This is a genomic window from Paraburkholderia sp. RL17-347-BIC-D, assembly GCF_046027915.1.
Classification (GTDB): domain Bacteria; phylum Pseudomonadota; class Gammaproteobacteria; order Burkholderiales; family Burkholderiaceae; genus Paraburkholderia.
The window spans coordinates 1-26,379 of sequence record NZ_JARESS010000013.1; the positions used below are offsets into that span (position 1 = coordinate 1).

Consider the following 26,379-nt stretch of genomic DNA (forward strand, 5'->3'; position numbering starts at 1 on the left):
CGCGCCGCAAACCCCCGCCCCCCCCCACGACCAGGCCGTGGCGAACGAAAGCGGCATCGCATTCATCGGCGCGACCGGCAGCGCCGTGGGCGGCGTCGATTCGACGACCGGCAGTGACCTGCATTACACGCTGGGGTCGCTCGCCGCGGGCGGCACCGAGGTCATCACGTACACGGTGAACGTCGCCTCGGGCATGACGGTGCAGAACGATACGGCCGTCGCGACGTGGCAAAGCCTCGCCGGGCCGCAGACCTTCAACGGCTCGACCACCGGCGCGGCCGGCACGGACACCGGTCCGCGCGACTTCGACCCGGGTCTGAACCCGGCGGTCAACACGTACCGCGCGAGCGCATCGACCGACATCGGCACCGCGCAGGGCCGGGTCTGGCAAGACCTCGGCAACGACACGACGACCTTCTCGCAAACCGGTGGCTCGAACGACACGCCGCTGGCCGGCGTCACCGTCACGGCGACGATCACGCAGCCCGACGGCACGGTCGTCCATGAAACCACCACTACGGGCGCGGACGGCACGTACAACTTCGGCGTGCTGCCCGACGGCACGGTCGTGATTTCGCTCGCGGGCAACATACCGGCCGCCGACACGCTGGTCTTCGACCCGGACGGGTCGATCAGCAACAGCCCGCCGACGGCGACGTTCATATCCGGCGGCAACGCACAGAGCAATGTGGACTTCTCGTTCCAGGCGCCGGACACCGCGCCGGTCATCACGAACTGGAACGGCAGCGTCAACTACACCGAAGGCGGCGCACCCGTGACACTGGCCGGCTCAGCCAGTGCGCTCGACAACGAGATCGCCGCGCTCGGCGGTGACTTCGATGGCGCGACGCTGACGGTCCAGCGCTACAACGGCGCGACCGCCGCGCCCGTCGGCACCGACCTGTTCACGGGCACGGGCCAGCTGATGCTGTCCGGCGGCAACGTGACGTTCGGGGGCAGCGTGCTCGGCACTTACACGGAGGCGAACGGCAAGCTGTCGATCACGCTCGGCGCCGGCGCCACGAACGCGGCCGTCACCGAAGTGCTCGACAACCTCGCGTATTCGAGCACTGATACCAGCACGGTGAGCACCGGTATCAAGATCGGCGTGACGCTCGACGACCACAACACGACCGGCGCGCAGGGCACGGGCGGCGTAATGACCAGCACGCCCGTATTCGTCACCGTCAACGAAGTGCCGCAGACCGGCATCGTGACAGCCACCTTCGACGATCCGAACAACTCGGACCCGGCTGCCGCGGCCGTAGTGGTGGACCCGGGGCTGGCGGTGACGAGCGCCGACACGTTCTCGGGCGCGACGGTGCAGATCGCCAACTACCGGCCGGGCGAGGACGTCCTCGTCGCAGGCACGATGCCGAGCGGCGTCACCGCCTCGTTCGACACGGCCACCGGCACGATGACGCTGAGCGGCTCGAACCTGAGCGCGGCCACCGTCCAGGCGGCGCTGCGGGCAGTCGAGTACTACGATTCCAACGACACCCCCGACACGACCACGCGCCAAGTCACCATTTCGGTGGTGGACAGCACGACCGGCACGACGACGAACGCCGCCGCCGCGGCGATCCAGATCGTCGCGCACAACGATTCACCGGTGCTGGCCGGCAACCCCCTGTCGATCGGCACGCCCGAGGATTCCGGCACGCCGGAAGGCGCGGTCGGCACGCTGGTGTCGGCGCTGACGGGCGGCGGCAACGTGACCGACAGCGACGGCGCGAACGCGCATGGCGGCAGCACGCCAGGCGGCCTCGGCGTCGCCATCACGCAGGCGGACACGAGCGAAGGCTCGTGGTGGTATTCGACCGACGGCGGCGCGAACTGGACCGAATTCGCGGGCAGCGGCTTGCCGGTAATCTCCGCGACGAACGCGCTGCATCTGGCCGCCGACGCCAACACGCGGATCTTTTTCGACCCGAATCCGAACTGGAACGGCACGGTGCCGAATGCGCTGACGTTCCGCGGCTGGGACCAGTTCGACGGCGCCGCCAACGGCTCGCTGTCGGCGTTGCCGAGCGGACTCGGCAGTGGCGTCGACACGAGCGGTTCGGCGTATACGGCGACGGCCGAGACGATTGGCTTCAGCGTGAACGCGGTCAATGACGCGCCGCTCGCGAGCGGCTCCGCCACGCTGCCTGCCACGCCCGAAGACACCGCCGCGCCGGCGGGGGCGACGGTCGGCACGCTGTTCGGCGGCAATTTCTCCGACACCGCCGACCAGCAGCAGAGCGGCGCCAATCCGACCGGTTCGACGGCCAACACGCTGGCCGGCATCGCGATCACCGGCAACGGCGTGGATCCGTCGCAGGGCGCCTGGCAATACTCGACCGACAACGGCGCGACCTGGAACACGATCGCGGCGACTGGCCTCAGCGATTCGAACGCGCTGGTGTTGTCGTCGTCGGCGGAATTGCGCTTTGTGCCCGCGGCGAATTTCAACGGCACGCCGGGACAACTCACGACGCGCCTGATCGATTCGTCCAGCGTGGCGATTGCCGGTTCGGTGACCGGCGCGGACCTCGCCGCAGGCGACACGGCGCTTACCGGCGTCGACGTATCGGGCGCGCATAACGGCGGCACGACCGCGGTCAGCGCGGCGACGGTCGATCTCGGCACCGTCGTCAGCGCGGTCAACGATGCGCCGCTCGCGAGCGGCAATGCCACGCTCGGCACGGTGAGCCCGGACGATCCGAACCCGCCGGGCGACACCGTCGGCGGACTGTTCGGCCACAGTTTCAACGACGGCGCGGACCAGCAGCAGAGCGGCGCCAATCCGACCGGTTCGACGGCGAACACGCTGGCCGGCATCGCGATCACCGGCAACGGCGCGGAGCCGTCGCAGGGCACGTGGCAGTACTCGAGCGACGGCGGCAAAACGTGGACCGACGTGCCCGCTACGGGCCTCGGCGACAACGATGCGCTCGTGCTGTCGGCAACGGACGGGCTGCGTTTCAAGCCGTCCGGCTCGTTCAGCGGGACGCCGGGCGGCCTGACAGTGCGGCTGATCGAAACCACGGACACCTCGGGCAGCCCGGTCGCCGACGCCACCGGAGTCAACCTCGGCGCGGTGGGCGGCACGACGCAGTACAGCGCGTCGACTGTGCTGCTGTCGACCCAGGTCTCGAATTCGAACCGACCGTTCTTCTCCGAACCACAAGACCTGATCCCCGACTTCAACGCGCCGAACGACTACAACAAGCTGACCGATTCGAACGGGCTCGATAACTCACAGTTCCCCGACGACAACCTGGTCACGCCGTCCGAAGGCCGCGGCTACCGGACGAGCCTGTCCGGCGAGCCGATCATTCCGCAGGTCTGGCTGAGCGGCTCGGTCGGCAACCGCTTCGTGATCGAAGAGCAGCACGCGATCATCCAGGTGCCGTCGAACCTGTTCGACGATACGTACCAGGGCGCGGAGCTTTCCTACGACGCCCGCAGCCCCGGCGGCGGACCGCTGCCGCAATGGCTGCTGTTCGACGCGCGCAACCTGACGTTCACCGGCACGCCGCCGCGGGGCACGCACGGCACGGTCGAAGTGGAGATCGTCGCGCGCGACCAGTTCGGCAACGAGGCAACGGCGACGTTCCAGATCATGGTCGGACGCGAGCCGCACGATCTCGATCAGATGCTCAAGCGCCTGGTCGTCAAGGATGCGCCCGCGCCAGTTGCGCGCACGCATGCGCCGGAGCATGGCCAGCCGGTGCACGGACGGCATGACGTACAGCATCAGCCTGCGCACCCGCAACCTCAGCAGCACCCGCAGCAACACGCCCAACTGGGACGCAGTGCGTTTTCTGCGCAGTTGCGCGACGCGGGGCCCATCGGAAGGATTCTCCAGGCACGGCAGATCGTGCAGACGATCGCTGAAGTCGCTCCGGTGGAGTCCGCCTGATTCACTTTCCATAAAGCGAACTGAAAAAATGAAAACTCCAACCGGCGACCGCTTCAATGCGGCGCGGTCGAAAGCGGCGCCGACCACGCCGCAACGCGAACCGCAGTTGTCAGCGGTACGCCTCGGGCTGACGGGCGCAACGCTGCTGTCGGCGGCGTTGCTCTCGGCGTGCGCGGTGAAGCCGCAACCGATCTCGCAGGCCGAGCATCTGCAACGCGCAAAGGATGACTACACGACGCTGTACTCGACCTACGTGCCACTACGCGGGCCGCTAACGCTGCCCGACGCGATCGCCCGCTCGCTCAAGTACAACTACGACGCGCAGCTCGCGAAAACCGAGGAAACGCTGCAGGACCGCCAGCTCGATCTCGCGATCGCGCAAATGCTGCCGCGGCTCGCGGCCAACGCGGGGTACGACTGGCGCAACAACGAAAACGCGGCGGAAAGCGTGTCCGTGGTGACGCGCCAGCAGTCGCTGGAACCCTCGTTCTCCGAGTCGCCTTCGCACGCCACCGCTTCGCTTGAACTGTCGTGGAACCTGCTCGACGTCGGCGTTAGCTATTTCCAGGCGAAGCAGCAGGGCTATCGCACGTACGTGGCGGTGGAGCGTCGCCGGAAAGTGATCGACGGGCTCGTCAAGAGCACCCAGGAAGCGTACTGGAAAGCAGTCGCCGCCGACCGCCTGCTGCCGCGTCTCCAGCCGCTGCTCGTCGACGCGCAGAAGATGCTCGACAACTCGCGCGAGGCGAGCCGCGAAAAGCTCGTGTCGCCGCTGCAAGGGCTCGATTTCCAGCAGAACATGCTGTCGGTGGTCGGCCAGTTGCGGCACATGCAGACCGATCTGAACACCGCCAAGGTGACGCTCGCGTCGTTGATCAACGTGCCCGGCGACGCGCCGATCGAATTCGCGCCGATGGAGCTGGACATGAGCACGGCCACCACCAGCGTCGATCCGCGCAAGCTCGAGATGATCGGTCTCGCGATGCGCCCCGAACTGCGTGAAGAGGCGTATCAGGGAAAGATCGACCAGCAGGACGTCTACAAGGAAATCGTCAAGATGCTGCCGGGCGTGGGCCTGCTGGGCAGCCTCAACTACGACACCAACCGCTACCTGTTCAACCCGAACTGGGCGCAGCTCGGCGTGAACGCCACTTTCAACCTCGTCAACCTGATCGAAGGGCCGAAGGCCATCGCGGCGGCTAAAACGTCCGTCGAAGTGTCTCGCCAGCGCCGGCTCGCGTTGAGCGTCGCGGTGCTGACACAGGTGAACCTGAGCTATCAGGAATACCTCGCGGCGGCGCAGGATCTCGACATCGCGAAGCAGATCGACGACGTCGAGCAGAAAATCCGCGTGGCGTCGGCGAATGCGTCGCGCGCCGAGGAGGAATCGGAAGCCGACCGCGTGCGGCGCGAGCTGGCGTCGATGGTGTCCGAGTTCACCTACGACCGCACGGTGGCCCAGGTGCATACCGCGTTGACGAATCTGTACACGTCGGTCGGTGTGGACCTCGTGCCGCCGAACGCGGACACCGACGATCTGTCGACCTTGAGCCGCAGTGTGAAAGGCGCGATTGCCGGCTGGGAAGCGGGTCAGTTGCCTGAGCTGAGCATGGCCATGCCGGCTGCTGCCGCGGCGCAGGTTGGATCGGCGGGAGCGCCTGACGCGGCTCCGGCCACGGCAACGGCAACGGCTCCGCTGGCTGCGACCACGGTTCCGGCCGGCGCGCAAATCACAAGCATCGCCGCGGCGCAGATTTCGCCGTCAGCGAAATGACCACGAAGTCGAAGGTGAAGAAGTTGAAATCGATGAGGTTGCAGGTAACGAAGTTCACGCGCGGTGGCCTGGCAATGGTTGCATTGGGGTTAGGTGTATCGACGGGTTCGCTCGCGTTGGCCGCGCCGACGCCCGCTGCCGGTCTGGCCACCGCCACGGCCAACGCCGTCACACCGGTCAGGCCCATTACGCCGGCCGCACAGCCTGTGGCGGCCGCCCAACCCGCAGCGTCTGAAATCCGCGTACAGGTCGTGGCCGAAACCAGCGCGACCATCGGCGCGCCGATGTCCGGCCGGCTCAGCCAGTTTGCGCTGCGCGACGGCGATCGCTTCAGGCAGGGCCAGGTCATCGCGCGCTTCGTGTGCGCGGAGAAGGAAGGCGCGCTCGCACATGCGCGAGCCGTGTTCGACGGCCGCCAGATCGTGAACGCCAGCAAGCAGCGGCTGCACGCGCTCGGCTCGACAAGCGACGTGGAGTACAAGGTCGCGGAAGCCGACGAAGAACAGGCTGCCGCCGACGTGAAAACCGCGCAGACGCTGGTCGACACCTGCGTGGTGGCCGCGCCGTTCACGGGCCGCGTGTCCGCCGTGTTTGCGCACAACTTCCAGTTCCTGCAGACCGGCGCGCCGCTGCTCGATGTGTTGAGCGACAGGAATCTCGACCTCGAAATGATCGTCCCGTCGATGTGGCTTGCGTGGTTGAAGCCGGGCAACACCTTCAACGTCGCCATCGACGAAACCGGCAAGACCTACCCCGCCACGCTGACGCGCCTGTCCGGCAAGGTCGACGCAGTAAGCCGTTCGATCAAGGTCTACGGTCACATCGACAACCCGCCCGATACACTGTTGCCGGGCATGAGCGGTCGCGCCGTCTTCACGCCGCCCGCCGGTACAGCCGTGTCAGCGCGGCAATGAACGCGCCCAATCCTGGCCAGGCGCTCAACTATCAGTTGCTGCGCCTCGGCGCGCTGCTGCAACTCGAACAGCGGGCGCGCGCGGCGAGCCGTCACGAACTCGAATTCCTGATCGTCAACGAGACGGCGGGAATCGTCACGTACCAGCAGGCCGCGCTGTGGCAGAACCCGGCGGCCGGCGGCGCGCCGTTGATATTGTCCGGTGTCGCCACGCCCGACGAAGGCGGCCCTTACTACCTGTGGCTCGACCGCGTCTGCGCGGCGATCGGGCGCGGCGCCGACGCGCACCAGTCGCACGGCGTGAACGCGGCCGACCTGCCCGAGGCGCTCGCGCGCGAATGGCCCGAGTGGTTCCCCGCTAACGCGATGTGGTGTCCGCTGACGTGGCGCGACGGTGTGCTGGTCGGCGGGTTGCTGCTCGGCCGCACCGACCCGTGGAACGACGGCGAGCGGCAGTTGCTCGACGCGCTCGCCGGCACCTATGCGCAAAGCCTGCTGCTGCATCAGCGCCTCCGCGAAACGGGCTTCTGGCGGCGCCTGCCTGCGAAGCGCCGGCCGCTGGCGATCGCCGCCGCGGTGCTGCTGCTGGCCGCGTTGCTGCCGGTGCGCGAATCCGTGCTCGCGCCCGCTGAAATAGTGCCGATCGATCCCGCGCCCGTACGCGCGCCGTTTGATGGGGTGGTCGGCGGCTTGCGCGTCGCGCCCAACCAGACCGTGCACGTCGGCGAGCCACTGGTGTCGCTCGATCGCACGCAACTGCAAACGCGCCTTGCCGTGACGCAGAAAGCGCTCGACATGGCGCGCGAAGAATACAGCGACACGTCGCAGCAGGCGATGAGCGACGACAAGGCGAAAGGCCGTCTCGCGATGCTCGTCAGCAAGGTCGCCCAGGAGCAGGCTGAGCTCGCCTACGACCAGGACATGCTGACGCGCGCCGACATCACAGCACCGTCCGACGGCATTGCCGTTTTCGACGACAGCAGCGAGTGGGTCGGCAAGCCCGTCGCGCTCGGCGAACGGATCATGATGGTCGCGTCGCCGACGCATACGCAGTTGCAGATCGAAGTGCCGGCGGCGTCGGTGGTCTCGTTCAAGCCGGGTTCCGAAGTGGTGTTCTTCAGCAACCTGTCGCCCGACGAACCCGTGTACGGCAAGCTGGTTTTCGCGAGCTATTCGAGCACGCTGACCGCCGACGGCGTGATGTCGTATGCGTTCCGCGCCGCGCTCGCTCCCGGCGTGACGCCGCGCCTCGGGCTGAAAGGCACCGCGAAGATTTACGGACCGCGCCGCGTGCTCGCGTTGTGGTTGTTGCGGCGCCCGCTGGCGGTGCTGCGCGAGTGGGTGTCGGTATGAGCACCGCTACCGCCGGCCCCGCGACCGCCGCCGGCGCGGCTATCGGCGCACCGGTCGCCGAAGCGGATGGCGCTTCGGCAGCGACTGGAGGAGCGCCGCCGGTTGCCTTGCCGCGGTTGCGCGAAGACCTGAAGCTGCTTGCCGGCGGCGCGTCCGCCGACGGCAGTCCCACCTGGACATTGCAGGATCCCGCGCGGCACCGGTTCATCCGGATCGGCTGGCTCGAATTCGAGATTCTCGCGCGCTGGACACTCGGCAATACCGACGCCGTCGCCCGCTCCGTGTCGAGCGAAACGACCCTTCGCGCGACGTCGCAAGACGTGCTCGACGTGCTGTCCTTTCTGCATCGCGCCGGCCTGATCGCGCCCTTCGGCCCAGCCGCGATGGACCGCCTCGCCGTCGAAAACAGCGGCAAGCGGCTGTCCGCCGCGCGCTGGCTGCTGAAAAACTATCTGTCGATCAAGATCCGCCTCGTCAATCCCGACCCACTGCTAAGCGCGGTGGTGCCGCGCATCGGCTGGGTGTTCACACGCGGCTTCGTGACGCTGCTCGGACTGCTTGCGCTGCTTGGTTTTTATCTGATCAGCCGCCAGTGGTCCGCTTATACGCATAGCCTGCTGCATCTGTTTTCGTTGCAGGGCGCGCTGATGGTGGGGATCGCGCTGACGTCCGCGAAGGTCGTTCACGAAATCGGCCACGGCGTGATCAGCAAGCGCATGGGCTGCCGGGTACCGGCGATGGGCGTCGCGTTGCTGGTGCTGTGGCCCGTGCTGTGGACCGACACCACCGACGCATGGCGTCTGACCGACCGCCGCAAGCGCCTCGCCATCGACGCCGCCGGCATGCTCGCCGAGATGACGCTGGCGATCGTGGCGTCGCTGGCGTGGTCCCTGTTGCCCGACGGGCCGTTGCGCACCGGCGCGTTTTTGCTGTCGAGTTCGACGTGGCTGCTGACCATTGCCGTCAATGTGAATCCGCTGATGCGCTTCGACGGTTATTTTTTGCTGTCCGACTGGCTCGACGTGCCGAACCTCCAGGAGCGCGGCTTCGCGATGGGACGCTGGTGGTTGCGCGAGATATTGTTCGGTCTCGGCGACCCGCCGCCCGAACGCTTCGCGCCTGCTAAACGACGCGTGCTGATCATCTATTCGCTGGCCGCGATGGTGTATCGCTTTTCGCTGTTTCTCGGCATCGCGCTCGTCGTGTATCACATGGCGTTCAAGGCGCTTGGGCTGTTTCTGATGTGCGTGGAAATCGGCTGGTTTCTGGTGCGGCCGATTGTCGGCGAGATCGCGATATGGCGGCGGCGTCTTGGCGGCGCGCGTCCCGACCGGCGGGCAGTCACCAGTTTGAGCCTGCTGGGCGTGGCGTTGGTGCTGTTTGTCGTACCCTGGCATCGCGACCTGTCCGCACCCGCGCTTTTGCGGGCCGGCAAGCAGACGACGTTATATGTCGCGGAGCCTGGACAGTTGCTGAAGTTATCCGTCGACGGGACACGTGTTGCTGCCGGCAACCCGGTGTTCGTGCTGGCGTCGCCGACGGTTGCGTACCACAAGGCCGTTGCGGTGGCGACGCTGGAGGGCGTCGACACGCGGATGAAGGGACAGTCGTTCGATCCCGAACAGGCCGCAATGATTGGTGTTGGGCAGCAGGAACTCGAAGGCGCGCTGGCGACGGTTGATCAGGTCGCTTCGCAGGAGGCCTTGCTGACCGTGCGGGCTCCTTTTTCCGGTGTGCTCACCGATGTGCCTGCCGGCTTGCGGGCGGGGGAATGGTTGCCCCGGCGGGAAGTGCTGGGGATGTTGATCGATCCTTCTTCGCAGATCGTCGAGGCTTATATCGGCGAGGCTGATCTTGGACGCGTTCATCCCGGCGCCCGCGCGCGGTTTTTTCCCGAGAACGGAGATGCGGGGGTGGAGCTCGCTGTTGTCAGCGTCGGGAGTGTTTCCGTGCGGGCGCTGGATGTGCCTGAGCTTGCTTCTGTCTATGGCGGTGGGGTTGCGGTTCGCAAGGATAGCGAGAATCGGCTTGTGCCTGAGACCGCGGTTTATCGGGCGGTGCTTGCGCCCTCCCCGGCTGGATCTGGTTTTGCCGCGGCTGGCGGAGAGCCTCTTGTCCCCAAGCGGCTGCGTGGCTCCGTTCGGATCGAGGCCGATCGTAGCAGCCTCCTCGGACGGGTCTATCAACGTGCCGTCGCTGTCGTTATTCGTGAGAGTCAGTTGTAGTCTGGTTTTTTTCGTTCGCACTTTCGCTGTTGTCTGGTGCTGATTTATCACTGAGAGATTGATGCGTTGCCCTGTACGGGCAATGCTCTCAGCTTAAGCGCCATCACCGGACAGCACACGCAATTCAAGATGGGCCAAGATCGATTAGTCGACCGGCGTAAAACGAAGTAAAGTCGTCACCAAAAATGAAGTAAGGTCGTCAACACCCGGTTTTGCGTATCGCACACGACAGTTTTGGGGCGTCGATCGTTGGAAGCTTCTCAAGCACCGCCCCTGCCACCTGAGCCCGCGAGCTGCAGGTCGCGATCGTCAATGCCAAGGCGAAAGCCGCCTGCCATGCGATTATGGAAATGTCGCGCGATAGCAATACGATGCTCGTTGCGCATCGCTGGCTTCGTTGCAAAAGCTGGAGGCGATCGGGTTGCGTAAAGCGCGCCGCAGCGCGCACAACGATACGGTGAGCCCACAAGACTCGCGTTGAGGATGTAGGGTGCCTCCTGCCCGCAATGCTGGCATTTCGTCTCAAGCTTCTGTCGGTGAGCGGGACACCGGTTTTCACTGAACATCTGGTACGTCACGCTGTGATGACCAAGCGATGTGCATTGCCTGCAGTACGGGAAAACCGGGTGATACCGTCCCCGCTGGCCAGGGTCAAGGAGTGAAGCGCGCAGCACGTTGCCGGGCAGTAGCAGCATGCGCCTCAGATGCTTCAGATCAATGACATCACGTATCGGCTCAACGCCTTCGTACGGGTCAATGTCCCGATCCATCAGCCGGACCAGTGCGTGCCCGGGTAGTCCATTTGCACGCGCGAACTTCCACAGGATCGATACGATCGATTCACCAGACAACAGCCACTCTGCATCGAATATGAAGCCCAATGCCGGGGTCAGTCGTCGCTCATCGAGGCTGACGATCGGAAAGCGCGGCGCAATGAGCGCCGGGCGCCTCCTTACGCGTGGACGAGCACACGCCCGGTTGCATGGCGCGACTGGACATAGGCGGAGCGGCGCACCGCGTGTGCTCACGAGGATGGGTCCGGGCAATACCCTGGAGCATCCATGAGTTGGCTATCCTTGAGCACAACCTCGACGGCCCGTGCGAACGATTCCATCGGCGCCTCCAGACGGCCAGGCAGGGTCGCCTTGTGATGCGCGGCCTCGAAGGCATTCCAGAGTACGGCCGCATCGTTGACAAGTCGATAACCTGCATCGAACGCCTGTGGCAGGTAGAACCTCGTGAAGCTCCACTGCCTGCCCTCGGGATAGGCGGTCTGGTCGTAACCGTTCAGACACGTGGCGACATCTTCGGCATTGCGGATGCCGGGGAAAGCAAGTTCTTCGACCATCAGGCGCGCGACGATCTGCGTCTTGCCGGCGATCTGCAGTGCGCTCTTCTGGGCGAGCAACTCCTGCTGACCAACGAGGAACGTGAACAGCTTGATCTGCTGGCGGTCGAGTGCATCGTGTACATCCCTCCGCCACTCGTATTCGCTTTCGTTGTAACGTTGCGCCTCATCGCAAAAGAGCAGAACCGTCCCGCTGCCAGCGCGCGCAGCCGCTTCCCGGATCCGCAGCGAAAGCCGCATGCGTTTTGTGGGGTTGGTGCCCGCGTTCGGATCATGATCGCCGACAGCTTCCAGCAGGTTTGAAAAGCGCCACGCACCTTGTGCATCAAGGAAACCGATCTCGCTGCCATCAGCGATGGAAAGCACGTACGCAGCGCAGATCGTCAGCGTTGATGTAGACGCGAAGCGACTGGCCAATCAGCTGGGCGCTGCTGGCTAGGACCATGTTGGTATAGCGCACGCCGAACAGGTTAATGTGAGGACGTACGCCGAGCGCAAGATAGCCGCGCACACGGCAGTGCCGCGCGGATTGCATCAGGCATAACTTACGTCGGCGCACTTCGGGCAACCAGGCCAGCAGTTGCCCTCTTCCACGAACAAAGAACTCCATCGCTTCGAGCGGCGTCGCGCCATTCAGCCCTCCGTGAAGCGTGCCGTGATAGCTTGCAATCGAATAAGTGATCAACTCGTCCAGCCCATCGAGCGACACATACAGGCGGAGATTACCTTTCGGGTCGGCCAGCGCGCGGCGCAGGTCACGAGGATGGGAGCCCGTGTAACCTGGGAGGCGTAAGGACAGCCTGCTAGCGATTGTGACCATCCCGAGAAAGACGCTGCCAGTGCCCGCGTGCAGCACCCATGCGAACATGGGCAGCACCGCTAGAATCGACAGGAACTGCGGCACGACCAGCAAACGGCTGCGCGGAAAGCGGTCGGAATACATCCCCGCGCTCAGGGACGCGAAGATACCGACGCCGCCCGTGACAAAGCCCACGAGCATCGACGTCGAGGTCGGCAGATGCAGCACCCGGATGCCATACGTGGTCATGTAGTGGCCCACCACATACACGGTGATGGTCAGGCCGATCAGCACGCAACAGGCGAGCACCAGTTCGGACAGGTGCGCATCGACGATGCCGCGCAGCAGCTCGCGATTGCTCTTCACCGCGTGTTCGGCGCTGAGCGTCTCACGCAGCTGGCTGGGGATGTAGATGCCGAGCGGCACGATCAGCAGCCCGAGCATGAACGGAATGCGCCAACCCCATGCACTCAGTGCTTCGGCAGACAACACCAGATCGCGGCGCGCCCTCCCTTCATCACAAACGCCGGGCACTGTCATCGGCGTGAGAAATGGTTATGTTTATTCGTTGACGGGTCAAACCGCGAAAAAAAAGACGCGCATGAAATGCGCGTCAAATTGCTGTGGTCCGGGTCTTGCTTTGTGCCGCGGTCGGAGCATGTCTAGCGTTCCCTCAGCACACAGTCGACCGCATGAAAGACACGTCTGCTCAGTGGGTCGGACGTATTGGCATCGTCGATAATGGTGTCCTTCAGGCTTTGAATGAAGACCTTCGCCGCCGCGCTTAACGGAGTTCCGCGCCGATACATCAGGTTCACTTCCACTTCCGGGATGGTCTCCGTCACGGGCAGCACGCAGAACCCTTCTTTCGCGACGAGCAGTTCCGCGAGCGGCCAGGGCATGATCGAGAGGACGTCGGTGTTACAGATCAGGCCAATCATCATCGACGAGGAATGTGCGACGTGCACGCGCGGCTTGTAGCGGCGAAAGTACTCTCCGAACGGGCCGTCGCCTTCGGCGTCGTTTTCCGTGAAGTCGCGGTTCAACACCAGCTCGCGCCCTTCAGTTGCGACAACGTGCGGCATTTCGCGAGCGGATGCCCCGCGCGTCCCACTACCGCGTAACTCGAGAGGAAGAGCGGCACCTGCTGGAATTCGTCGCGGCATGAAGGCGGGCAGGCGCGATTGACCGAAAGGTCGAGTGTGCCGTCACGCAGTTTCGGCACGGCGACGCTCAGCAGGCTTTCGTAGAACACGATCCGCGTATCGGGCATTTCCTGCTCGAAGCGCTTCATGATGCCGCCAAGCAGCGCGATGGCGATCCACGTCGGCAGCGCAACCGTCAGCCGCTCCCGGCCCGCTCCGGAGAAGCGGTCCATCTCGTCCTGCGCACGTCGCAACTGCTGGATCATCAGACGCGCGTGCGCCAGCTAGGCTTGCCCGGCATCGGTCAGAATGATCCCGGAGGCCTCGCGGACGATCAATGCCACCCCAACCTGGGCCTCGAGTTCGCGCATCGCCTTGGTGACAGCCGCAGGCGAAAGGTCGAGCGCCTTCGCTGCGTTGCGAATGCTTCCGGTATCGGAAATCGCAACGAGCGTGCGCAGTTGATGAATCTTCATGAGGGGGGCGTCTCCACATCCAGTTCGCAACCAAAAGTGAACGGGCTTACTTCCATTGATGCCCGCCGCAGCCCTTCTCGCCTGGTGCGCATGCGAACGGGTGCAGGTCCCTCGCGTGCCGGTGGGCGGTATCGTCCTCGAGTATCGGAGCACGTGACGGAACATGGTGCAAAGGTAATGCAGTCTGCCGCGTGAATAAAGCGAAAAGAGCGGCCTTGCCGGATCGACAGGCCGCACGACACGTGGATTGAATGACAGGAGCACAGACAGGCGGGGCAACGCACGAGGCGCTGATGAATGCCGGCGAGAAGGCGCCGCGAGCAGCGCGACCCGGTCCTGCCGGGCCGACGTGCTCGCGCCGTATCAAAAGTAGTGTTGCACGCCGAAGCGCAGCGAGGCCTGCGAACTCGTCGACGAAGGAGCGAGCGACGGCAGGGCCGCCTTGGCGCCACCGCTCGCGTGCTGATACGTCGCTTCGGCGTAGAGCATGGTGCGCACCGAAAGATGGTACAGGTCCGACAGCGCGACCGTGGTGTAGGCGTGGCCGTTGAACCAGGTCGTCGAACCACCCGCGACGACCGCGTTGAATGGCGTCATGCTCCAGTTGACGCCCAACTCCGCAGTCGTGGCATGCGCCGCGTCGGCCGCATCCGCGATTCGCACCGTGTTCAATATGCCGTGCACGGCCCACGTGCGATTCGGGGTCCACGAGCCAGCCATGCCCGCGATTCGCGTACTGCTCGCACGAAACGCGCTGCCGCCCGCGAGATTCTGACCCAGAAACGACGCATAACCGAGTGCCGTGTTGAACGCATAGGCCTTGTTGCGTGTGTCGCTGTACACGGCGGACAATTTCAACGGTCCTGATGCGTAGAAAACATCGGTGCCGAAGTAGCGTCCCTGCCCCGTCGACGAATCCGCGAAGCCGTACATCATGTGCGCGGACATGCCGTACCAGACGGGGCTCGCGTACCTGATCGTATTGCTGAGGGGGGTGACCGCGGCATTGTCGATATTTCCGGGATGATAGGCGAGATAGTTGTACTGAACCGCTCCATTCGCGTTCGGCGTAAACACCTCGTTGGTCAGGTCCCACTGCCGCCCCATGGTAACGGACCCGAAGCGCTCATTCGACAAGCCAATCCACGCCATTCGACTGAACAGCACGCCTGCCGTTGCGAAACTGCCGGTATTCGAAAAATAGCCGTTTTCGAGCCGGAAAATCGCGCTGGTACCGCCTCCCAGGTCTTCGCTTCCCTTGAAACCGAACTGGTCCGGGACCGCTATCGGCCCCATCACCACTGCATGGCCGCCCTTCGTGTTGTTCACATACCCCATGCTTTCGTCGATGCTGCCGTAAAGCGTATAGCTCGATTGTGCATTTGCATCCGCGCATGCGGACGCCAGCACGCTCGCAATCACGAGCGTGCCTGCTTTATGTAGGCTCATTGTTGTGTGGTGTGGAAGAGGCCGTCGCTTCTTGACCCCGTGTCACGACGGCCGTGAAAGGGCGATTAGGGCTTCAATACAGGGAGCGTTTCTGCCCACATCGGGTGATGAATGTTGCTGCCTTCAAACGGTGGGAATTTTTCGAAATCCGCGCGCATCTCGTGTCTGACTGGCGAATTCATCGCGCGCGTGATCGCTTCGGCGCTGTCGAACATTAACTTGTTGCGCTGCATGTAGTGCACCCGCTTCCACGGCATCGCATCGACCCAATCGACCCGCGTGAAGATCTCGATTTCGCGCACGCCGTCAAAGAATTTCATGATCTGCGGATGATGCGACAGATAGTACGCAAGCCATTCGTCGAAATTCTCGGCGCGGCCCGGATAGTGAACGAGAAACTGGCAAGGCAACGCCCCTTGCGGCACCTGCGCTTGCGAATCCAGCACCGGAAAAGGCCGCCGCGCCATGACCTGCTGCTCGACCGCACATGTCGCGAGGCTCGGGTAATCCTCCCTCGCCAGTTGCTGCAGATGACCGTCGGCGGCAATCGCCGATTCCAGATCCGCAAGGCGTTCGAAGTCGAGCTGCACGGCGAAGACCGGCGATGGACCGTCGTCCGTGTAATAGTCATTCGCCTCGGATGGCGTGTACAGGCGCGCGCGGCTCAATGCAGGCGTATTTTCCACGCACGCGCGGATATGGCGCCGATCCTCGTCGCTGATACGCGCACTCGGGTCGGGATGCTGGAAGGTGACGAGATAGGAGAATTGCATGTTCGGTCCGAGTGGTTCGATCGAATGAGGTGGCGGCGCGGGCGGGCAATTCACTTCACAGTTCGAGCAAAATCCTTTGCACGGTGTCGCGATCCACTTGGGCGCGATCACGCGGGGCCGCATCGCTCACGCCGAAGCTCGCGAGTATCAGCATGAGTGCGATGCGCAACTTCTGCGCGGAGAGATCGCCACCAGCGACTATTCCGTCGGCGGCGAGGAAACGCTGCTTCGGCACCGTGCCGCGCGGCGCGCGCGTGGCCTGCACCACCACCACACCGGCCGCGACGGCGTTGCACAACGCGTCCCGCTCTCCAGACGCGGGACGCCCAGGCGCAAGCCCCGCGGAGACGATGCCGCGCGCACCCGCCGCGACAAACGCTTCGATCGCCGCGCCGTCGGCACCCGCATACGACATGGCAATGTCGACCCGCGGCAACGCGGTCGACGCGGCTGCATCCAGTATCGATGCGAAACGCGGGCTCTGCCGCGACGGCCCCGCATCACGAAACACGCGACGCCGCCAAACCACGCCGGCGTCCGCATCGATCCTGCCGAGTGGTCCATACGGCGCGGCCTCGAATGCCGCGAGTTCGAAGCTCGCCGCCTTGGTCACGTCACGCGCGGCGAAGAAAAGGCCGCCCATGGCAACGAGCACGCCCGCACCGCGCGACTCCGGCGCGGCGGCCACGGCAACCGCGCCGCGCAGATTCGCCGCGGCGTCGCTGCCATCCGTGTTTGCGGGGCGCTGTGCGCCCGTCAGCACCACGGGTTGTTCGAGTTCCAGCACAAGGCCGAGAAACCACGCGGTCTCCTCGAGCGTCGCCGTACCGTGCGTGATCACGAAACCCGTCAACGCGGGATCGCTTGCAGCGGTGTCGCGGATCAGCGTGGCAAGCTCCAGCCAATCGCGCGGACCGATGGACACGCTCCCCAAGCTGCGAAACGGCACGGGCACGATCTCGACATGCGGGACCAGCTCGCCCAGGCGTTGCAGCAGATCGTCGATCGGATGGATCACGCCGCTGTCGGCGTATTCGATCCAGTCGAAGCGATGACGCCCATGCATTGCAAACGTCCCGCCGGTGCCGATCACGGCGATGCGGGGACGCTTTGCAGACACAGCTTGCTCGCCGACGAGTGTGGACACCGCGGGAGCAATCGGCTCTTTCACGTCAGCGCCGTTCATGCCTGCACTCTCACGAAAAGCACGTCGGCCTCGACCCTGGTCTCATGATGCCGGGTGTCGCGCGACACAGGCGCGGCAAGCGCACAGCCCGTTCGCACATCGACCAGACCGGCATGCAGCGGGCATTCCACTTCATGCCCCTCGAAATCGCCATCGCTGAGCAAAGCCGCGCCGTGCGTGCAGATGTCGTCAAGCGCGTGAATCTCATCGTCGACACGGAATAGTCCGATCTTGACGCCCTCGATCTCGATGCCACGGCACGCGCGCGCGCCGAACACCTCGTCAAGCGATCCGATTGCAAACCAGCCGTCGTCGCCGCGCACGTACTCGCGTGCGTCGGCGGAGTTTATCTGGATCACCGCGTTCATAGCGCCACCCGTTGCTGGAGACTGACAGGTTCGTGCATCTTCACCGCGCCGATCAGGTCGGTGAGTTTTGCCACGCCGTGCCGCTTGCACCACTCTGTCAGATCGTCGATCAAGCGCGGCATCGCCGTGGGCGAAACGAAGTTCGCGGTGCCGACCTGCACCGCGCTGCAACCCGCGAGAAGAAACTCGAGCGCGTCCGCGGCCGTGGCAATGCCGCCGCATCCGATGACGGGAATCTTGACGGCCTGCACGCATTGATAGGCGATCCGCAGCATGATCGGTTTAGTGGCAGCGCCCGTGAGGCCGCCCATGCCGTTCGCCACACGCGGGCGGAATGTCTCGACATCGATCGCCATTGCAAGAATCGCGTTGCTCACCACGAGCGCATCCGCACCCGCTTCTTCAGCAGCCAGCGCGACCTCGACGACGTTGCCCGCATTGGGCGTCATCTTGGGCCAGACAGGCAGCGAGGTCGCGGACTTCATCGCCTTGACCACTTGCCAGGTGGCTTCCGGATCCATGCCGAACGCCTGACCGTTCTTCTTCAGGTTGGGACAGGAGACATTCGCTTCGATCGCCGCGACGCCTGGCACGCTGATTTTTTCCGCGAGCCTGCCGAACTCCTCGATCGTGTTGGCCGAAATGCTCGCGACGAGCGGCGGAAAGTAGCGCCGGTAGTAGGGCACGGTCTGTTCGACATAGTAGTCGCTGCCCTTGCTCGGGATGCCGATCGAAAAGAGCGTGGCGTCGCGAAACTCGGCGACACGCGGAGGCGGCACGCCTTCGCGCACGTCATGAGTAATCGTCTTGGTGACGATTGCGCCGAGACAGTTGAGGTCGAATATCTGCGACGTGCCTTCGGCGAAAGTACCCGAGGCCGGCATCACCGGATTCGCGAGCTTGAGCGAACCAATATTGACGCTGAGATCTACCATGATGTCGTTTCCTGAAGATCGAAGACCGGGCCTTCCCAGCACACACGGCGGTAACTGAGCTCTTGTGAACCCGCCACTTTCCGAAAAGGCCGCACGCATGCGTAGCACGCTCCGTAACCGCAGCCCATGCGCTGTTCGAGCGCGACCTGGCCACGGATGCCTAACTGCGCGACCACGCGTTGCAACATGACGAGCAGGCGGTTCGACCCGCACGTGCTGACGAATGTGATGCGCCGTTGCTCGTGCACTTCCCGGATCAGGCTCTCGACCTGGACCACGTCGCTGGTCTGCTCGTCATCGGTGACAGTGATCACATCGGCGCCCACGGCTTTCAGATAATCGGCCGACATCATCAACGCCTCGCTGCGCGCGCTGAGGACTGCGGTGACATGCGCACCCGCCGCGATCGCCTGCTGCGCGAGCGGCGCCATCGTCGCGAGGCCGACGCCGCGGCCAAGCAGCAGGACGTGTGCCGGTTCCGTCGATGTGGGCAGCGCAAAGCCGTTTCCGAGCGGGCCCAGCGCGTCGAGCGTATCGCCCGGCCGAAGTTGAGCCAGGCCACGTGTTCCCGCACCCTGTACCTTGTAGAGAAATTCGATGCGGCTGTCTTCCGCGGCCACGCAGTAGATGCTCATCGGCCGGCGAAGATAAGGCGTGTCGTCGTGCGAAGCCGGACACGCGAGATGAAAGAACTGCCCGGCGCGTGCCGTCAGCGCGAGCTCAGGCGCCGTGAGTACGAGATGCTTGTACTCCGCGTTGAGCCATGCGTTCGAGCGCACGTGGCACTGGTTCTCCGCGATCGTCGGCGTACTCTGGCAGGTGTGGGCGACATCCGCGTGCGCGCGATCCGGACACAATGTAATCACGCGCGCGGTGGCGGGATCGGTGGCCGTGTCGCTTCGCGCCGCATTCGGCTCTGCAGAAAATGTGTTCATAAGAATTCCATCCATCAAACGGTTCGGGTCGTTTCGCTGGGTCCGGACTTGCGCAATGCGGTCAACGAAGCGAAATCGCTTGCCAGCGGCGACATCCGGTCGTCGGGCTCCATCATATGAAGCTGCGTGAAGCGCATTTCACTGATCAGCCACGTGCCGGAGGGCGTACGCTCATACTTCTCTTCGGTGACCGCCCCAAGCAGTACCGCGCGCGCATCGTCATCACGCAGCGCGAGTTGCCAGAGCCGCCAGGTGCCAGTCGCGTGCATGGCCTCGGTCACTTCGAGTGCTTCACTCACGTAGTAATGCATCGCGAAGCGCCACGGCGAACGCTGAAACCATTCGCACAGAGCGGCGCGTCCGACGAGGTCGTTGCCGAATCCCGCGCCGCCGGTCCACACCGCGCGCTCCGTGAAGCACATGGCCTGCTGCAACGCGATTTCGTGCATCACGGGTTGCGGCTGCCGTTGATAGTCGCTCGTGTATTTCTGATCGGCGAGCGCGGCGTAGCGTGCCTTCAGCGAGCGGATCGCGTCGATTGCTTCGAGCCGGGCGACGCGCGCCTCCAGCGACTGTATCGGCGAGTTGCGTTCCGTCATCACGCCAGCTCCTTCAAGGGAACCGACGTGTCGGCCAATCGGCCCGTTTCGATGCGCCTGCGCGCGCTGACGAGACGTTCCAGATGCCGCCGCTCACGGCTCTGGTTGACCGTCACGCCCGCGGCCACGCAACCGTCGCGCAGCGAAATCACCGTCGCGTCCGCCGATGAAAGCGAGCCGCGCACGACGATTTCATCGCCGGGTTCGTGCACGCCCGTCACCTGGATTGCGTGGCCGAGTTGATCCGTCCACATCCATTGAATCTCTGCATACGGTTCCATTCGCCCGGTGATGATCCCGGCTACGGCGCGCGCCTGATTCTCGGCGTTGCGCCACGTTTCCTGCCTGACGTGGCGACTGGATACGCTGTCCAATCCGCAGGCCGCGTCTCCGGCGGCGTAAAGCCAGGGCGCCGAGGGGCTGCGGCAGAACTCATCGACCAGGACACCGCGTTCGTCTGAGAGTCCCGTGCCGCGCAAGAATGCGGGATTGCAGTCGACGCCGATCGCGATCAGCACGCAGTCGGCATCGATGGTCACCGGCGCGCCGTCTTGCAACGCGTCGATGCGCAACGCGAACGCATCGCGGTCCGCCCCGCCCGCGCGCACGATGTCCGTGACATTGACCCGCGTTCGCACATCGACGCCCTTCGCGGCATGTTCCTGTGCAAGCCATCCAGCCACCTGCGGCGGCAGACAGCGCCCCATGATGCCGTCGCCGGCCTCCAGCACCGTCACCGGCACGCCAAGACTGGTCGCGCTCGAAGCCACTTCCATCCCGATGACGCCCGCGCCGATGATTGCAAGCTTGCGGCAGCCTTCCAGCGATGTGCGCAACGCGAGGCAATCGTCCAGCGTGCGCAGCGTATGCACACCTTCGACGGGCTGCGTGGGGAAACGCGGACGCCTCGCCATGCCGCCCGTCGCGACGACCAGCAGATCGAAGTCCACGGTGGCGCCGTTGTCCAGATGCAGGCGCCGTGAATCGACGTCTAGTCTCCGCGCACTCGCGCACACACGCTCAATGCCGGCTCCCGTTAGCGACTCGCTGGTCCAGTAGTCAGGCGAGGTCAGCACGAGGCTCTCTTGCGTCTTCGTACCCAGCAGCAGTTCCTTCGACAACGCGGGACGCTCATACGGTGCATGCGGTTCATCGCCGATCAGCGTGACTCGCCCGGCATGGCCCAGGGCTTTCAGATGCTGGGCGACACGTCCGCCGGCATGACCCGCGCCGACAATCGCGACATGTGGCGAGCTCATTGTTGCGGCTCCTTGTTTGCTTCGGCGTTGCACGTCACGCGATACAGCACGCAGCCTGGTGTGATGCAACGATAGCGGCGCGCTTCGCGCGGCGGGATCAGGATGGCCTCGCCCGCCGAGAGGACGTAGTGCTCATCCGCCGCGACGATGTCGACGCGCCCTTCCAGCACTGCGGCGAGTTCTTCGCCAAGAAGGCCCGCATCAAATTCGACGAGCTCGTCGCGTTGCATGCGTTGGGTCGACGCTGAAAGCGCCGCGCCGTCGGCAACATTTCGCACGATCGGCAACTGAGCCGCCGCGCCTTCATGGGGAACGGCCGGAAGCAGCGTGCAATGCACGGCGCCGGCGTTCGACTGAATCGCTTCGCTCACGATCCGTTCTCCCGACCGGCCAGCGGGTAATAGGGAGCCTCGTCGCCGCCGCGATATTCGGCACGCGGCGGCGTCACCACGTTCAGACGCATGCTCATGCCCGCGCCTTCGTAGGTGTTGACGCCGTAGTGGCTCAAGCCGGCGGGAATGATCATCCCCTCGCCCGTGTTCAGGCGCCGCTCGATCTCCGCGCCGTTGTCGTGCACCTCGAAAATCGAACAGCCGCCTTTGATCTGCAGCGACGCCTCTTCTCCGTGGCTATGCGCATTCGCGGGCAGGCCGTGGCCCGCCGTTTCAACGAACTTGATGACCGCGACGCTCATCGTCTCGCCGATCATCGTCTTCATATAGAGGCCGTCGGCGACAACCTCCTTGAGTGCGTGGTCAACACCAAAAATGCGGCACTTGGGCATGATCTGATCCTTTACTGGCCGAGCGTGTGAGCGTCAGATGGCGGGGCGCATCGAAAACGTTTCGTCCGCCACGAAGCGGAAGGGATCGTATCCGTCGATCACGAAAGGCTGCTGGTAGAACTCGATAGCGGGCGCGACTTCGGCCAGCGACAGCAGCAGACACATCAGTGTCTTCGCGTCTTCGGGCAGCTTGTCCAGTTCGAACTTGTTAAGCCATGCCACGATGTCGTCGACCCTGGCGAGCATCGCGTCCTTGAATTCGACGATGGCCGGCATGCCCGCCGTATGGCGCCGCGTCGTCCGTTCGGTTTCGCTCGGCAACGCCCACACGTCGACAAAGCGGTTCAACTCCTCGAAGGCGGCAGGCAGCGGCGCGCGTGACGACGCGTCCTGCGTGAAATCCGCGCGCTTCGTGACGACGATGACTTTCTGTTCCATGACGTTTACTCCGCAGTGGCTTCGGCTTGCGCCAACAGGCGTTCGATGACGTGATAGCTGTGCCGCACCAGCAGCTCGTTGTCCTGCAGCACCATGAATTTCTTCACGCCGGTTTCCGCCGCCCGTTGCGTACGTTCGAGCGTGCTGAGGTCTTCGAGCAGCACGTCGCGCAACGCCACCTTCATGTACTCGAGGAAGAATCGGCCACCTGGCGTCGTCATTTCCGGGTAATACACGCGCGCTTCGAAAAGCGTCTTGTTATGCGCGATCGGACGGAAGTTGTAGGCCTGGCAGTAGTTGGGACGCAGCGACAGATAGAAGTCCGGAAACATCACGTTGATGTCGAACAGCCAGTTCTCGCTCTTCGTCCAGTTGACACCCTTGGGCAACGCGTCGAGCGGAAACTCATGACGCGCGCTGCCAATGCCCGCGCGCAATGCCGCCGCGGCGATTGGGCGTTTCGAACCGGCGTCGGACAATGCTTCGGCCGCGGCCGCGCCGCCCGATGTCACCGCTTTCGGGTTTCCATAGACCGACTTCTGGTTGCCCGCCAGCGACAGACGTCGATGGAACTCGCCGCACAGCGCGTCGAGCGGCGGCATGCTGCCGCCCGCGCTACTGTCGATGGCGTCGGCGATCGAATTGCCGTGCACATACGCGACGTGATACGCCTCCTGGAACGCGTCGAGCGCGAGCTTCCAGTTGCAGTCGACCACCGATTCCCACGCGAAGCCCACCTTCAGCTTGTCGAACGGATAGCCTTCGACCTCGCCGTACATCGGCCTGAGAAAGTCGGCGAGCGAGAGCCTGGGCTTCGGGTCCATGTTGACGAAGATGAATCCTTGCCATACGTCGCACGCGACGCGCGTCAGTGCGTAATCTTTGAAGTCGAGCCCGAAAAAACATTGCTCGTCCGGCACGCCCGTCAAATTGCCGTCCAGGTCGTACGCCCAGCCGTGGAACTTGCAGAAGAATTTGCGCGTATGTCCGGTCTTGTCGTACGCAATCTGATTCAGCCGGTGCGAGCAGACGTTGTGCATTGCGCGAATCTCACCGCGCTTGTTGCGCACGACGATGATCTCCGTGTCGCACGCGTCGAGCTTCTTGACGAAGTAATCGCCCGCCTCGGGGATTTCCTCCACGCGGCCGACCTGCAACCAGGTCTTCTTGAAGATGTGCGCCTTTTCGCGCTCGTAGTACCCGGGAGAAATATAGGGCTCGACGGGAATCAGTCCAGCGCCTAGTTCCGCGTAGCGCGCGGTCAACGTGCCCTCCGGGGCGGGAATCGCATTCATGAACGGCGTCCTTCGTGAGGTGAGTGCTGAATCGCTGAATAATGAATGACATTCTGTTTTCAACGAAAAATGCTGTCAAGCTCTTTGTGAAAACTTTTTGAAGCGGCGTCGCTGACGAGACATCCGGCGCGCAGGCGATTGTTAGAATGGCGGGTCAATCAGTTGAATCACCTACCGAGGGAGGCGCGGTGCCGCAGGTAAAAAAAGCAGGAATTCGCGAGGCAATTCTGGCGTCGGCCTTCGCGGCATTCAGCCGCAAGGGCTATTCGGCGACCACCATGACCGAGATCGCGCGCGAGGCGGGTACTACCGTGGCGAACCTGTATGTGTACTTCGATTCGAAACTGATCATCCTGTATGAGATCTATCAGCCGTGGCTGACGCGGCAACTGCACGCGCTGCGCACCGAGGTGATGCTGCTGTCGAATCCGCGCAGCAAGATTCGCCGTATCATCAGTGGAATCTGGGCGGATATTCCGGCAGCCGATCATGCTTTTGCCAACTCGCTCATCGACGCGCTGGCGACCGCGCCCGCAGACCTGCGCAAGCCGGTCAATCTGCTGCAACCTGTCGAGGCGTTCGTCACACAGCTTTTGCTCGACTCGCTTCCGCGGGAACGGGCGAGCGTGGTCCACGGCGATTTGCTGTCCCACCTCATCTGGATGGCGTTCGATGGCTTCGTCATCAATCACCGGATCGGCGACGATCGCGACATCGACCAGATCTCGGCCATGATGGCCGACCTGCTGCTAGGCGAGCAGGAACCGGAAGCGCACTAGCGGTTCATCCGCAACGAAGCGGAATTTTGAAAACTTTGACAGCACGCAAAAAAGAATGTCATTCTGTATTTAGGCTGCTGATTTCAGCGGCCGGACTCCCTGATCCTCGGGTTGTTCAAGGCGTGAGACCTCGCTGCGGCGCACACTGAATCAGCGCTGGAGCGCGGGCCGAACCTGCCGGACAATCGGATGGCCGGGCAATCAATGGCGTTTACTATTTGCCTGAGGTGCTGGCATGGCCGCAATCTCCGAAAGCGCGCAATTACGTTCATTCAACCCGCCGTCCAGAACCACGTATCTGGTCCTGGTTCTGTGTTTCCTGACGATCGTCGCCGAGGGCTACGACATCGGCGTGATGGGAACGATCGTCCCGTCCCTGCTGAGCGACCCGGTCTGGAAGCTCACCCCGATGGAAATCGGCGCCATGGGTAGTGCCGCCCTGTTCGGTACCTTGTTCGGGTCGTATTTCATCAGCGTGATCAGCGACCTGGTGGGCAGAAAACTGCTGCTGATCAGTTGTGTCGCCCTCTTCTCATTGTCGATGCTCGGCGCAGCGTGGGCACCGACGCCGTTCGTGTTCTCCGTCAGCCGCTTCATCGGCGGGCTCGGCCTTGGCGGAGTCATTTCGGCGGCGGCGGCACTGACCGTCGAATATTCGCCGTCCGACAAGCGCAATCTGAATTTCGCGCTGATGTACTCGGGCTACTCGCTCGGCGCGCTGCTATCCGCGGTCATCGGTATTTTCTTTGTGCAATCCCACGGATGGCGCTTCGTCGTTGCGCTCGGGGCAAGTCCGCTGTTAGCGGTTCCTCTTCTCGTGTGGCTTCTGCCTGAATCACTCGACTTTCTGCTTGCGAAGGGCCGAGAAACTCAGGCGAAGACTTTGGCCCAACGCCTGGGCATCGATTCATCCGTGTTTCAGCGCGCAAGCCGCGGCGCGGCACCGGAACCCTCGCTTGGCGCCGTGTTCCGCGAAGTGTTCTCGCCGCAGAATTTCTGGGCAACGATTTGCCTGTGGGTAGCTCAGGTCGCCGCCGTGCTGGTGATCTACGGCCTGGGTACGTGGCTGCCGCAACTCATGCGCAAGCTCGGTTACGACCTCGGTTCGAGTCTGTCGTTTCTCGCGGTATTCATGCTGTCGTCCGCGTTGGGCGGCATCCTCATCGGTCAGATCAGCGACCGGCTGGGCGCGCGCAAGACCATCGTTGCGGGCTATATCATTGGCGCGCTCGCGGTGTGCGGCCTCACGCTCAAGGGAAGCCTTGTCTTCAACTATGCGCTCGTCGCACTCGCCGGCTTCGGCAGCATTGGCGTCGCAATGGTTCAGTTGGGCTTCATCGCCAACTTCTACCGCGCCCATGCGCGCGCGAGCGCGACCGGCTGGGCCGTTGGCATCGGACGTTTCGGCGCGATGAGCGGTCCGATGGTGGGCGCCTATCTCGCCGCGCACAACGTCGAAGTCCAATGGAATTTCTATGCGTTTGCCGCCTCCGCACTAGTTGCCGCACTGGCCATCGCTTTGACCGGCGACCCGCACTCACGCATGGCACGGCTCGACTCGTCGAGTGTTTCGCTGGAAGGTTGAAAAGATTTGCCGCGCACGCGCGGATCGCACGGCACGCTTTTCACAAAACACACC

General features: G+C 63.9%; 23 protein-coding genes and 2 pseudogenes. 7 read left to right on the forward strand and 18 right to left on the reverse strand.

Translation table 11 applies throughout. The annotated features are described in order from the left end of the window. Positions 1-37: 37 nt before the first annotated feature. Genes P0D96_RS19050 through P0D96_RS19070 form a run of 5 tightly spaced genes read left to right on the forward strand, consistent with a single transcriptional unit; the run spans position 38 to position 10,172 of the window. Positions 38-3,907: a putative Ig domain-containing protein gene (locus P0D96_RS19050; protein ID WP_408314805.1), complete on the forward strand. Its 3,870-nt coding sequence runs from the start codon at positions 38-40 to the stop codon at positions 3,905-3,907. Positions 3,908-3,935: 28 nt separating this feature from the next. Beyond that, positions 3,936-5,681, forward strand: a complete 1,746-nt coding sequence (locus tag P0D96_RS19055) for a TolC family protein (protein WP_408314807.1) — start codon at positions 3,936-3,938, stop codon at positions 5,679-5,681. A 14-nt stretch (positions 5,682-5,695) separates the two neighbouring features. Next, complete coding sequence (locus P0D96_RS19060; protein WP_408178075.1) at positions 5,696-6,595, forward strand: efflux RND transporter periplasmic adaptor subunit; 900 nt, start codon at positions 5,696-5,698, stop codon at positions 6,593-6,595. After that, on the forward strand, positions 6,592-7,947 hold the full coding sequence (locus tag P0D96_RS19065) for an efflux RND transporter periplasmic adaptor subunit (RefSeq protein WP_408314809.1): 1,356 nt from the start codon (positions 6,592-6,594) through the stop codon (positions 7,945-7,947). The genes P0D96_RS19060 and P0D96_RS19065 overlap by 4 nt, the downstream gene beginning before the upstream one ends. Further along, positions 7,944-10,172, forward strand: a complete 2,229-nt coding sequence (locus P0D96_RS19070) for an HlyD family efflux transporter periplasmic adaptor subunit (protein ID WP_408314811.1) — start codon at positions 7,944-7,946, stop codon at positions 10,170-10,172. The genes P0D96_RS19065 and P0D96_RS19070 overlap by 4 nt, the downstream gene beginning before the upstream one ends. Before the next feature lie 260 nt (positions 10,173-10,432). On the opposite strand, the gene P0D96_RS19075 is transcribed toward P0D96_RS19070, so the two are convergent. From P0D96_RS19075 to P0D96_RS19160, 18 genes and pseudogenes are all read right to left on the reverse strand, one after another. Beyond that, positions 10,433-11,053, reverse strand: coding sequence for a hypothetical protein (locus P0D96_RS19075; RefSeq protein WP_408314813.1), 621 nt, complete (start codon positions 11,051-11,053; stop codon positions 10,433-10,435). 71 nt (positions 11,054-11,124) lie between these two features. Beyond that, positions 11,125-11,826, reverse strand: a pseudogene (locus P0D96_RS19080) (ATP-binding protein); the annotation flags it as partial. Further along, a pseudogene (locus tag P0D96_RS19085) lies at positions 11,827-12,334 on the reverse strand (integrase); the annotation flags it as partial. It abuts the pseudogene before it with no gap. Between the two features lie 647 nt (positions 12,335-12,981). Next, positions 12,982-13,365 (reverse strand): LysR substrate-binding domain-containing protein, encoded by a 384-nt coding sequence (locus P0D96_RS19090; protein WP_408178078.1) that lies wholly within the window; start codon positions 13,363-13,365, stop codon positions 12,982-12,984. After that, positions 13,362-13,730 (reverse strand): LysR substrate-binding domain-containing protein, encoded by a 369-nt coding sequence (locus P0D96_RS19095; protein WP_408178079.1) that lies wholly within the window; start codon positions 13,728-13,730, stop codon positions 13,362-13,364. Before P0D96_RS19095 ends, P0D96_RS19090 begins: the two co-directional genes overlap by 4 nt. 18 nt (positions 13,731-13,748) lie before the next feature. Then, a complete protein-coding gene (locus tag P0D96_RS19100) occupies positions 13,749-13,940 on the reverse strand; it encodes a helix-turn-helix domain-containing protein (protein WP_408178080.1) in 192 nt (63 codons plus the stop codon). Between the two features lie 363 nt (positions 13,941-14,303). After that, the gene (locus P0D96_RS19105; RefSeq protein WP_408314815.1) at positions 14,304-15,389 is read right to left on the reverse strand and encodes a porin; all 1,086 of its coding nucleotides are present in this window, start codon (positions 15,387-15,389) and stop codon (positions 14,304-14,306) included. 65 nt (positions 15,390-15,454) lie between these two features. Beyond that, positions 15,455-16,162: a hypothetical protein gene (locus tag P0D96_RS19110; RefSeq protein ID WP_408314817.1), complete on the reverse strand. Its 708-nt coding sequence runs from the start codon at positions 16,160-16,162 to the stop codon at positions 15,455-15,457. A 55-nt stretch (positions 16,163-16,217) separates the two neighbouring features. Continuing rightward, positions 16,218-17,348, reverse strand: a complete 1,131-nt coding sequence (locus P0D96_RS19115) for an asparaginase (RefSeq protein ID WP_408314819.1) — start codon at positions 17,346-17,348, stop codon at positions 16,218-16,220. Beyond that, complete coding sequence (locus tag P0D96_RS19120) at positions 17,345-17,716, reverse strand: non-heme iron oxygenase ferredoxin subunit (RefSeq protein ID WP_408314821.1); 372 nt, start codon at positions 17,714-17,716, stop codon at positions 17,345-17,347. Before P0D96_RS19120 ends, P0D96_RS19115 begins: the two co-directional genes overlap by 4 nt. After that, positions 17,713-18,651, reverse strand: a complete 939-nt coding sequence (locus tag P0D96_RS19125; RefSeq protein WP_408314823.1) for a dihydroorotate dehydrogenase — start codon at positions 18,649-18,651, stop codon at positions 17,713-17,715. The genes P0D96_RS19120 and P0D96_RS19125 overlap by 4 nt, the downstream gene beginning before the upstream one ends. After that, the gene (locus P0D96_RS19130; protein WP_408314825.1) at positions 18,645-19,586 is read right to left on the reverse strand and encodes a dihydroorotate dehydrogenase electron transfer subunit; all 942 of its coding nucleotides are present in this window, start codon (positions 19,584-19,586) and stop codon (positions 18,645-18,647) included. The genes P0D96_RS19125 and P0D96_RS19130 overlap by 7 nt, the downstream gene beginning before the upstream one ends. A 14-nt stretch (positions 19,587-19,600) precedes the next feature. Beyond that, positions 19,601-20,185 (reverse strand): nuclear transport factor 2 family protein, encoded by a 585-nt coding sequence (locus P0D96_RS19135; RefSeq protein WP_408314826.1) that lies wholly within the window; start codon positions 20,183-20,185, stop codon positions 19,601-19,603. After that, positions 20,185-21,444 carry an NAD(P)/FAD-dependent oxidoreductase gene (locus tag P0D96_RS19140; RefSeq protein ID WP_408314828.1) on the reverse strand — a complete coding sequence of 420 codons (1,260 nt, stop codon included), beginning with the start codon at positions 21,442-21,444 and terminating at the stop codon, positions 20,185-20,187. Before P0D96_RS19140 ends, P0D96_RS19135 begins: the two co-directional genes overlap by 1 nt. Continuing rightward, positions 21,441-21,815 carry a cupin domain-containing protein gene (locus P0D96_RS19145; protein WP_408314830.1) on the reverse strand — a complete coding sequence of 125 codons (375 nt, stop codon included), beginning with the start codon at positions 21,813-21,815 and terminating at the stop codon, positions 21,441-21,443. Before P0D96_RS19145 ends, P0D96_RS19140 begins: the two co-directional genes overlap by 4 nt. Next, complete coding sequence (locus P0D96_RS19150; protein ID WP_408314832.1) at positions 21,812-22,228, reverse strand: cupin domain-containing protein; 417 nt, start codon at positions 22,226-22,228, stop codon at positions 21,812-21,814. Before P0D96_RS19150 ends, P0D96_RS19145 begins: the two co-directional genes overlap by 4 nt. A gap of 33 nt (positions 22,229-22,261) precedes the next feature. Next, entirely contained in the window at positions 22,262-22,666 is a 405-nt protein-coding gene (locus P0D96_RS19155) for a hypothetical protein (RefSeq protein ID WP_408314833.1), read from the reverse strand. A gap of 5 nt (positions 22,667-22,671) precedes the next feature. Further along, on the reverse strand, positions 22,672-23,961 hold the full coding sequence (locus tag P0D96_RS19160; RefSeq protein ID WP_408314835.1) for an aromatic ring-hydroxylating oxygenase subunit alpha: 1,290 nt from the start codon (positions 23,959-23,961) through the stop codon (positions 22,672-22,674). Between the two features lie 188 nt (positions 23,962-24,149). Here P0D96_RS19160 and P0D96_RS19165 point away from each other — a divergent pair, with 188 nt between their 5' ends. Continuing rightward, positions 24,150-24,740, forward strand: a complete 591-nt coding sequence (locus P0D96_RS19165) for a TetR/AcrR family transcriptional regulator (RefSeq protein ID WP_408178093.1) — start codon at positions 24,150-24,152, stop codon at positions 24,738-24,740. Between the two features lie 235 nt (positions 24,741-24,975). Next, entirely contained in the window at positions 24,976-26,325 is a 1,350-nt protein-coding gene (locus P0D96_RS19170; RefSeq protein ID WP_408285106.1) for an MFS transporter, read from the forward strand. Positions 26,326-26,379: the final 54 nt, after the last annotated feature.